Here is a 9,841-nt window from a genome sequence, read left to right as displayed (position 1 = left end):
GGCCCGGCACTGCCCCGGACCCGTCGACCGGGCGTGGCCTGGTCGAGGTCCGGGACCTCACCTGGCGCCCCTACGGGCGCCGGCAGCCGGTGGTCCCCGGCCTCGACCTGACCATCCCCGCGGGGCAGCGGGTGCTGCTCGTCGGCCCCTCCGGGTCGGGCAAGTCGACCGTCCTGCGCGCCCTCGCAGGGGTGCTCGAGGTCGCCGACTCCGGTGAGCGCACCGGCACCGTCCACGTCGACGGCGCCGACCCGGGAGCGCGCGCGGGCACCGTCGGCCTCGTCCTGCAGGAGCCGGGGGCCGGCGTGGCCTCGGCGACCGTGGGGCGGGACGTCGCCTTCGGCCTGGAGAACATCGGGCTGCCCCGCGAGCAGATGCCCGCCCGCGTCGCCGACGCCCTGGCCTCGGTCGGCCTCACCATGCCGCAGGACACGCCCACGCACGCGCTGTCCGGCGGCGAGACCCAGCGGCTGGCGCTCGCCGGCGCCCTCGCCCTCGAGCCGACCCTGCTGCTGCTCGACGAGCCGACCGCGATGCTCGACCCCGGGAACGCCGCCTCGGTCCGGGCCAGCGTCGCCGAGGTCGTCCGGGCGCGCTCGCTCACCACCGTGGTCGTCGAGCACCGGCTCGGGCCGTGGCTCGACCTCGTCGACCGCCTCGTGGTCCTCGGCCCCGACGGCCGTGTCGTCGCCGACGGCGAGCCGGCGACGGTCCTCGGCGCGCACGGGGAGTCCCTCGCCGCCCAGGGCATCTGGGTGCCGGGCGCACCCGACCCGGTGCCGCACGGCATCCCGGCCGGGACGTTCGACACCTCCGCGCTCGGTGCCAACCTCGCGGTCCTCACCGCCACGGACGTCACCGTCGAGCGCACCGTCCGCCGGCTCGACGGCTCGACGCGCACGAGCGTGGCCCTCAGCGACCAGTCGCTCACGGCACGCGCCGGCCAGCTGCACGCGCTCGTCGGGCCGTCCGGCTCGGGCAAGTCGACGCTCCTGCTGGCCCTCGCCGGCCTGCTGCACCGGAAGTCCGGGGACGTCCGGGCCCACCCGGACCTCGCCGGGCACCGCTCCCCGGACCCCGCCCGCTGGTCCACGACCGAGCTCGCGGCGTCTTTCGCCTGGGTACCGCAGTGGGCGGCCTCGACGGTGGTGGCGCACACGGTGCTCGACGAGGTGATGGCGACCAGCCGGGCCCTCGCCCACGTCGAGAGCGAGGCGCTGGCACGCGCCCGGGTCCTGCTCGACGCCCTCGGCCTCGCCCACCTCGAGCAGGCCGACCCCCGCCACCTCTCCGGCGGCGAGCAGCGCCGGCTCGCCATGGCCGCCGCCGCGGTGCACCAGCCCGCCCTGCTGCTCGCCGACGAGGCGACCGTGGGTCAGGACCGGCTCACCTGGGCGGCCGTGCTCGGTGTGCTGGAGGCCCTGCGCGACGCCGGCACCGCGGTCGTGCTCACGACCCACGACGACGCCGTGGTGGCGCGCGCCGACCACACCACCACCATCACCAGGCCGACCCAGCCCGTCGAGCCACCGGCCCCCCGGCGACCCCTCGTGGCGCGCTGCGGCCCCCTCGCGCTGCTCGCGGCGGCCGCCCTCGGCATACCCGCCGGCGTCGTCTCGCCGCACTGGACCACCAGCCTCGCCGTCGTCGCCGTGCAGCTGCTCCTGGCGGTCGTGGGGCTGTCCGCGCCCGGCGACGGACCGGCCCCCCACGGCCGCACCCGCGCGGTGCTGGCCCGGCTCCTCCCGGGAGTCGTCGGCGCCCTGTCGGTCGGGTGGTCCACGTGGCTGCTCGGGGGCCACGACGTCGACGTCGCGGTGACGGCCGCCCTGCGGGTCGTCGTCATCGTCGTGCCGTCGGCCGTGCTGGTGCGCTGGGTCGACGCCGACGCGCTCGGCGACCACCTCGGCCAGCGCCTGCACCTGCCCGCGCGACCGGTCGTGGCCATCGCGGCCGCGCTGCAGCGCGTGCACACCTTCGGCGACACGTGGACCGAGATCGCCCGCGCCCGCCGCGTGCGCGGCGTGGGCGCGAGCGCCCGTTCGCCCCGGTCGGTGCTGGTCGAGCTGTGGGCGCTCACCACCGGACTGCTCGTGCGCTCGCTGCAGACCGCCGCCGAGCTCGCGGTCGCCATGGACGCCCGCGGCTTCGCCACCGCCCAGCGGCGTACCTGGGCCGCGCCCGCGGCGTGGACCCGCGCCGACACGCTGCTGGTGGGCGCCTCGCTGCTGCCGCTCGTGGCGGCGCTGCTGGGCTGACCGGCGTACGACCGGAGGCCCTTGTGCCGGGCTGCCGCCCGGAGGAAGGTGACCCCATGAACCGTCCTGATGACGTCAGCGGGCCCGCATCGCCCGAGGACATCCGCAATGTCGTCCTGGTGGGGGCGAGCGGCGCCGGCAAGACGGCGCTGTTCGACGGTGTGGTGGCGGCCCGGATCCCGGGCCGCCGCTCTCGTGAAGGGGGGAGCTCGACGGTCGCCCTGTCCGCCGCGACCCTGCCCGGACCGGTGAGCGTGACGCTGCTCGACACCCCGGGCCACCCAGACTTCGTGGGCGAGGTGCGGGCCGGGCTGCGGGCCGCGGACGCCGTCGTGTTCGTGGTCTCGGCCGCCGACGGCGTCGACGAGGCGACCCGGATGCTGTGGCGCGAGTGCGAGGTCCTGCGTATGCCGCGTGCCGTGGCCGTGACGCGGCTCGAGCAGGCGCGGGCGGACTTCGACGCGACCGTCGACGCGGTCCAGCGGGCGTTCGGCGACGCCCAGCCGCTGGCGCTGCCCCTGGTCGACGGGGGGTCGGTCACCGGGCTGCTCAACCTGCTGCGCCGCACCGTCACCGACCACGGCGGCGGGACGCCCACCGACCGGGAACCGACCGGGGACGAGGGCGAGCTCATCGACGCCCAGCGCGGCGACCTCATCGAGTCGGTCATCGAGGAGTCCGAGGACGAGGGGCTCCTCGACCGCTACCTCGGCGGCGAGGAGGTCGACGTCGACTCGGTGTCCGCCGACCTGCGGCTGGCCATCGCCACGGCCCGGTTCTTCCCCATCATCCCGACGCACGCGCCGACCGGGGTCGGGGTGCAGGCGCTGCTCGAGCTGTTCGAGAAGGGGTTCCCCTCGCCCGTGGGGGCCGGTGTCCCCAAGGTCTACACCCCCGCCGGGGCCGACTTCGGCGAGGTCACCTGCGACCCCGACGGGCCGCTCGTGGCCGAGGTCGTGCGGACGACGACCGACCCGTTCGTCGGCCGCCAGTCGCTGGTGCGCGTCTTCTCCGGGACGCTGCGGCCGGACGAGCCGATCCACATCTCCGGGCACCTCCAGCAGTTCGCCGCCCACCTGACCGACGAGCACGCCGACCACGACACCGACGACGAGCGGGTCGGGCCGCTGCTGGCGCCCATCGGGGACGACACCCGCCCGCTGGGCACCGCGATGGCAGGGCAGGTCGTCCTCGTCTCCAAGCTCTCCGGCGCCGAGACGACGGACACGCTGTCGCGCAGGGACCGGCCGGCCCTGGTCGAGCCGTGGGTGCTGCCGACGCCGCTGCTGCCCGTGGCCATCCACGCCCGGTCCAAGGGCGACGAGGACAAGCTCGCCACCGCGCTGCAGAGGCTCGTCGCCGAGGACGTCACGATGCGACTGGAGCACAACGCCGAGACGCACCAGCTCGTCATCTGGGCGATGGGCCCGGCACACGTCGACCAGCTGATCGCGACGCTGGAGTCCCGCTACCACGTCGCGGTCGAGGCCGAGCCGGTGCGGACCTCCCTGCGCGAGACGTTCGTCCAGCGGACCGAGGTGCAGGGCCGGCTGGTCAAGCAGTCCGGCGGCCACGGGCAGTACGCCGTCTGCCACCTCGTCATCGAGCCGCTGGAGCGGGGCGCCGGGGTCGAGTTCGTCGACAAGGTCGTCGGTGGCGCCGTGCCGAGGCAGTTCATCCCCTCGGTGGAGAAGGGCGCACGGGCCCAGCTCGAGCGCGGCGTCCTGGCCGGGTACCCGGTTGTCGACGTGCGGATCACCCTGACCGACGGCAAGGCGCACTCGGTCGACTCCTCGGACATGGCGTTCCAGACCGCTGCCGGGATGGCCCTGCGGGAGGCGGCCAACGAGAACACCGTCGCCATGCTCGAACCGGTGGACTCGGTCCGCATCGAGGTGTCCGACGACGCCGTCGGCAGCGTGCTGGCGGACCTGCGCGGCCGTCGGGGGCAGGTCCACGGCACCGAGCAGTGCGACACCGGGGGCCGGACGGTGATCGTGGCGGAGGTGCCCGCCCACGAGCTGTCGCGCTACCCGGTCGACCTGCGGTCGGTGAGCCACGGCACGGGCACCTTCACGCGCAGCTTCGTCCGGTACGACTACATGCCGCCCGCCCTCGCCCGCCAGGTCAGCGCCGGCGAGTAGCCCGACCGATCGCCGGCGAGCAGCCCGCCGGGTCGGCGCCGCTGGGCTCCTGGCCGGTCAGCGACGGCGCGCGACCGGCGGGGCGATCTCGCCCGAGCCGCGGGTGACCAGGACGGGGTCGAGCTCGACGTGGCACGGTGGCGAGGCGTCGCCGGCGAGGCGCGCGAAGAGCCGCCGGGCCGCCTCGGCGCCGACCGCCTCGACGTCCTGTTGGACCACGGTCAGCGGGGGGTCGAGCAGGTCCGCGAGCGGGAAGTCGTCGAAGCCGACCAGCGCAGTCGTCGACGCCAGGTGCCGCTGGCGCAGCGCGCGCACCGCTCCCTCGGCCAGGGTGTTGCGGGCGGCGAACACGGCCGTGGGCGGGTCGTCCAGGTCGAGCAGCCCCAGCAGCGCGCGGGTGGCGTCCGCCGGGGTGCGCAGCCCGGTCACGACGAGCAGCGGGTCGGCCGGTGCGCCCTGCCGCTCGAGCTCGCCGACGAAGCCGGCACACCGCGCCGCCGCGGTCTCGATCCGTGGCAGGTCGCCGAGGAACGCGATCCTGCGGTGACCTCCCTCCAGCAGGTGTGCCGCCGCCTTCGCCCCGCCGCGCGCCCCGTCGACGGTGACGGAGTCGACGTCGACACCGTGCGGCCGCCGGTCGACGAAGACCGCCTCGAGCCCGGCGTGCAGGTCTGGCAGCAGGTAGTCCTGGCGGCTCGTCGCCGGCATGAGGAGCAGGCCGTCCACCCGTCGCCGCACCAGCCCCTCGACGAGCCGCCGCTCGCGCTCGGGCTCCTCGTCGAGGCTGGAGGCGACGACCGCCACGTCGCGCTCGTGGGCGACGAGCTCGATGGCCTGCAGGAGCCGGGCGGAGTAGGGGTTGCTGAGGTCCTGGAGCATCGCCGCCACGGTCGAGGGCCGGCGCACCGAGCGACGCAGGTTGCTCGCGGTGAGGTCGTGCCGGTAGCCGAGCTGCTCCACGGCGCGGCGCACCCTCGTCGCCGCGGCGGGCGACACCGCGGGCTCGTCGTTGACCACGCGCGAGACGGTCTTGACGCTCACGCCGGCAACGGCGGCCACGTCGCGCATGGTGGCGCGCGAACGGGGCCGATCGGACATCTTTGTCACGGTCTCGACTCTCATGGGTGCGGGGAGTTGACTTGACTCGGCGTGCTGACTAAAACTCGCCCTTGACAACGTTGTCAAGTGACGGCGGCGCGGCCGGAAGAGGAGCGCCACAACCTCGACGAGGAGGCGGCGTGAGCGACGGTGGGACCATCCTGGAGATGACCGGGATCACGAAGACATTTCCCGGCGTGAAGGCCCTCTCGGACGTCACCATCACCGTGCGCCGTGGCGACGTCCACGCGATCTGCGGCGAGAACGGTGCCGGCAAGTCGACTCTGATGAAGGTCCTGTCGGGCGTGCACCCCCACGGCAGCTACGAGGGGCAGATCGTCTTCGACGGCAAGCCGGTCGAGTTCTCCAGCATCCGCGACTCCGAGCACGCGGGCATCGTCATCATCCACCAGGAGCTCGCGCTCATCCCCGAGCTGTCGATCGCCGAGAACATCTTCCTCGGCAACGAGACGACGACCAACGGTGTCATCGACTGGGTCGCCACGAACAACCGCGCCCGCGACCTGCTCGCCCGGGTCGGCCTGCAGGAGGACCCCGAGACCCCGATCAAGAACCTCGGCGTCGGCAAGCAGCAGCTCGTCGAGATCGCCAAGGCGCTGAGCAAGCAGGTCAAGCTGCTCATCCTCGACGAGCCCACCGCGGCCCTCAACGAGGACGACTCGCGCCACCTGCTCGACCTCATCCGCGGCCTGCAGCAGCGCGGCATCACTTGCATCATGATCAGCCACAAGCTCAACGAGATCGAGGCGATCGCCGACGCGATCACGATCATCCGCGACGGGCAGACGGTCGAGACCATCGACGTGCGCGAGGGTGCCGTCGACGAGGACCGCATCATCCGCGGCATGGTCGGGCGGTCGCTGGAGTCGCGGTTCCCCGACCACACGCCGCACATCGGCGAGACCTTCTTCGAGGTGCGCGACTGGACCGTCGCCCACCCGAACGTGCCGGACCGCCTCGTGGCCAAGGGCTCGAACTTCTTCGTGCGCCGGGGCGAGATCGTCGGCTTCGCGGGCCTCATGGGCTCCGGCCGCACCGAGCTCATGCGCTCCCTCTTCGGCCACAGCTACGGCACCTTCGTCAAGGGCACCATGGTGCTCAACGGCAAGGAGGTCCGGCTGCGCAGTGTGCCCGCCGCCATCGACGCCGGCATCGCCTACGTCACCGAGGACCGCAAGGTGCTCGGGCTCAACCTGCTCGACGACATCAAGACGACCACCGTGTCGGCCAAGCTCAAGAAGATCGCGAGCAACTTCGTCGTCGACCGGCGGGCCGAGCACAAGGCGGCCGAGGAGTACCGCCAGGCGCTGCGGACCAAGACCCCCTCGGTCGACTACGGCGTCGCCAAGCTGTCGGGCGGCAACCAGCAGAAGGTCGTCCTGGCCAAGTGGCTGTTCACCGACCCCGACCTGCTGATCCTCGACGAGCCCACCCGCGGCATCGACGTCGGCGCCAAGTTCGAGATCTACGGCATCATCCAGCGGCTCGCCGACGAGGGGAAGGGCGTCATCGTCGTCTCCTCCGAGCTCCCCGAGCTGCTGGGGCTGTCCGACCGCATCTACACGATCTGCGAGGGCCGGGTCACCGGTGTCCTCGAGCGGGGCCAGGCCGACCAGGAGTCGCTGATGCGGCTCATGACGGTCACGAGCTCCGTGCACACGCCCGAGGGCGAGCTCGCCCCGGACGTCGTCGACGGCGAGGCGCACGCCGAGCCCACCGGTGCCGAGTCGGGCACCAAGGCCCCCACGGGCTGACGTTCCGCTCCGTTCCCCCGACCTCGACCCGCCGGCACCACCCTGCCCGCCTCATCCCACCTGCCCGATCCACCCCCAGACCAGCGAGGACCGCGAGACGCCCATGGAAAAGCTGAAGCAGATCTTCGGCGGTGACACCCGCCAGTTCGGCATGATCTTCGCCCTCGTGGCGCTCATCGTCCTGTTCCAGATCCTCACCGGCGGGCTGACCCTCAAGCCCGAGAATGTCATCAACATCTTCCAGGGCAACAGCTACATCCTGGTGATGGCGATCGGGATGGTGCTGGTCATCATCGCCGGCCACATCGACCTGTCCGTCGGGTCGGTTGCCGCATTCGCCGGCATCGTCGTGGCGATCGCGATGCGCGACTGGGGCATCCCGTGGTGGCTGGGCATCGTGCTCGGCCTGGTCATCGGTGCCGTGGTCGGTGCCTGGCAGGGGTTCTGGGTCTCCGTGGTCGGCATCCCCGCGTTCATCGTGACCCTCGCAGGCATGCTCATCTTCCGCGGTGCCAACCAGTTCGTCGGCCACTCCAACACCGTGCCGGTGCCCAACGACTTCCAGGTCATCGGCGCGGGCTACCTGCCCGAGGTCGGCCCCGACACCGGCTACAACAACCTCACCCTCCTGCTCGGCGTGCTGCTGTGCGTGGCGATCGTCGTCGGCATGGTCCGCAACCGCCGCAACCAGCGCAAGATCGGCATCGAGGTCGAGACGGGCTGGGTCGTGTGGGTGCGCCCCGCCCTCATCTGCGTGGCCATCCTGGCCGCCTCCATGCTGATGGCGTCCGGCCGCAAGGGCACCTCGCTGCCGGTGTCGGCGCTCATCCTCGGCGTGCTGGTGCTGCTGTACGGCTTCATCTCGACCCGCACCATCGTCGGCCGCCACGTGTATGCCGTGGGCGGCAACCGCCACGCGGCTGAGCTGTCGGGTGTCCGCAGCCGTCGCATCAACTTCCTCGTCATGATGAACATGTCGATCCTCGCCGCCCTCGGCGGCATGATGTTCGTCGCCCGCTCCAACGCTTCCGGCCCGTTCGACGGTGTCGGCTGGGAGCTGGACGTGATCGCGGCCGTCTTCATCGGCGGCGCGGCCGTCAGCGGCGGTGTCGGCACCGTCGTCGGGTCCGTCATCGGTGGCCTCGTCATGGCGGTCCTCAACAACGGCCTGCAGCTGCTCGGCGTCGGCGCCGACCAGACCCAGATCTACAAGGGTCTGGTGCTGCTCGCCGCCGTGGCGTTCGACGTCTACAACAAGAGCCAGGGGCGCCGGTCCATCACCGGAATGCTCATGAAGAACTTCGGGGGCCGAGCCACCGAGGGCACAGGGGAGAAGGCCGCTCAGGAGGCGTGACGCTCTCGTCACGGGTGGACCTCCCGCACGGCACTCCGAATGCAACTCACAGAAAAGGAAACATGATCCGTATGCGATCTCTCACCAAGGTGATGGCGGTCTCCGCCATTGCTGCGATGGCACTGGCCGGATGCGGTCGGTCCGACAGCGGCTCGGGTTCGTCCAGCTCCGGCAGTGGTGGCTCCGACAAGTTCCCCAAGAACGCCCTCATCGGCGTCTCCCTCCCGCAGAAGACCTCGGAGAACTGGGTTCTCGCCGAGAACCTGTTCAAGACCGACCTCGCCGCTGCCGGCTTCCAGGCCGACGTGCAGTTCGCCAACGGCGGCGTCACCGAGCAGCAGAACCAGATCCAGTCCATGGTCACCAAGGGCGCCAAGGTGATCGTGGTCGGCGCGATCGACGGCTCGCAGCTCGGCACGCAGGTCAAGGCGGCCAAGGACGCAGGGGCGACGGTCATCGCATACGACCGCCTCCTCAAGAACACCGACGCGGTGGACTACTACGTCGCCTACGACAACTTCAAGGTCGGTGTCCTGCAGGGCAACGCGCTGCTCGACGGCATGAAGAAGAAGAAGGCCAACGGCCCGTACAACATCGAGCTGTTCGCCGGGTCCCCCGACGACGCCAACGCGCAGGTCTTCTTCGACGGCGCGATGAGCGTCCTCAAGCCGAAGATCGCCGACGGCACGCTGAAGGTCGTCTCCGGCCAGACCAGCTTCAACCAGGTCGTCACCCAGGGCTGGAAGGCCGAGAACGCGCAGAAGCGCATGGACACCCTGCTGTCCGCGAACTACACCTCGACCGCGCTCGACGGCGTCCTGTCGCCGAACGACACCCTGGCCCGCGCGATCATCACCTCGGTGAAGGCCGCCGGCAAGCCCGTCCCGATCGTCACCGGCCAGGACTCCGAGGTGGAGTCGGTCAAGTCGATCATGGCCGGCGAGCAGTACTCGACGATCAACAAGGACACCCGCAACCTGGTCAAGGCCACGATCGAGATGATCCAGGCCATCCAGAAGGGCCAGCAGCCGAAGATCAACGACACCAAGTCGTACAACAACGGCGTCAAGGTGGTCCCGGCCGAGCTGCTCCCGCCGCTCATCGTGACCAAGGACAACGCCAAGGAGGCGTACGCCAACGACCCGACCCTGTCCAAGCTCACCCAGTGAGCTGACGGAGCCTCGTCACTGACGGGCCCGGCCACCCTCGCGG

The 9,841-nt window shown here is 71.9% G+C and carries 6 protein-coding genes; 5 read left to right on the top strand and 1 reads right to left on the bottom strand.

Going from position 1 to position 9,841, the window contains the following annotated elements; genetic code table 11:
• Nucleotides 1–2,258, top strand: a 2,258-nt coding sequence (locus tag ACFUC1_RS19055; protein ID WP_379122614.1) for an ATP-binding cassette domain-containing protein, incomplete at its 5' end; no start/stop codon positions are given.
• A 56-nt stretch (nucleotides 2,259–2,314) separates the two neighbouring features.
• A complete protein-coding gene (locus tag ACFUC1_RS19050; protein ID WP_379122612.1) occupies nucleotides 2,315–4,402 on the top strand; it encodes an elongation factor G-like protein EF-G2 in 2,088 nt (695 codons plus the stop codon).
• A 57-nt stretch (nucleotides 4,403–4,459) separates the two neighbouring features.
• Here the strand turns inward: ACFUC1_RS19050 and ACFUC1_RS19045 are convergent, their stop codons facing one another.
• A complete protein-coding gene (locus ACFUC1_RS19045) occupies nucleotides 4,460–5,500 on the bottom strand; it encodes a LacI family DNA-binding transcriptional regulator (RefSeq protein ID WP_379122610.1) in 1,041 nt (346 codons plus the stop codon).
• A gap of 167 nt (nucleotides 5,501–5,667) precedes the next feature.
• Here ACFUC1_RS19045 and mmsA point away from each other — a divergent pair, with 167 nt between their 5' ends.
• From mmsA to ACFUC1_RS19030, 3 genes are all read left to right on the top strand, one after another.
• Nucleotides 5,668–7,275, top strand: coding sequence for a multiple monosaccharide ABC transporter ATP-binding protein (gene mmsA / locus ACFUC1_RS19040; RefSeq protein ID WP_379122616.1), 1,608 nt, complete (start codon nucleotides 5,668–5,670; stop codon nucleotides 7,273–7,275).
• 103 nt (nucleotides 7,276–7,378) lie between these two features.
• Complete coding sequence (gene mmsB / locus ACFUC1_RS19035; RefSeq protein ID WP_379122608.1) at nucleotides 7,379–8,629, top strand: multiple monosaccharide ABC transporter permease; 1,251 nt, start codon at nucleotides 7,379–7,381, stop codon at nucleotides 8,627–8,629.
• Between the two features lie 71 nt (nucleotides 8,630–8,700).
• Complete coding sequence (locus ACFUC1_RS19030) at nucleotides 8,701–9,798, top strand: substrate-binding domain-containing protein (RefSeq protein ID WP_379122606.1); 1,098 nt, start codon at nucleotides 8,701–8,703, stop codon at nucleotides 9,796–9,798.
• The last annotated feature ends 43 nt before the right edge of the window (nucleotides 9,799–9,841 follow it).

The organism is Pedococcus sp. NPDC057267 (genome assembly GCF_042668795.1).
Lineage (GTDB): Bacteria > Actinomycetota > Actinomycetes > Actinomycetales > Dermatophilaceae > Pedococcus.
Note: the sequence above shows the minus strand (reverse complement) of the source record. Positions and strands in the feature narration are given on the sequence as shown.

What these genes read in the sequence shown, in the direction of transcription:
- ACFUC1_RS19050 (WP_379122612.1), top strand. Translation starts at nt 2,315, where the DNA reads ATGAACCGTCCTGATGACGTCAGCGGGCCCGCATCGCCCGAGGACATC.
- ACFUC1_RS19045 (WP_379122610.1), bottom strand. Translation starts at nt 5,500, where the DNA reads ATGTCCGATCGGCCCCGTTCGCGCGCCACCATGCGCGACGTGGCCGCC.
- mmsA (WP_379122616.1), top strand. Translation starts at nt 5,668, where the DNA reads ATGACCGGGATCACGAAGACATTTCCCGGCGTGAAGGCCCTCTCGGAC.
- mmsB (WP_379122608.1), top strand. Translation starts at nt 7,379, where the DNA reads ATGGAAAAGCTGAAGCAGATCTTCGGCGGTGACACCCGCCAGTTCGGC.
- ACFUC1_RS19030 (WP_379122606.1), top strand. Translation starts at nt 8,701, where the DNA reads ATGCGATCTCTCACCAAGGTGATGGCGGTCTCCGCCATTGCTGCGATG.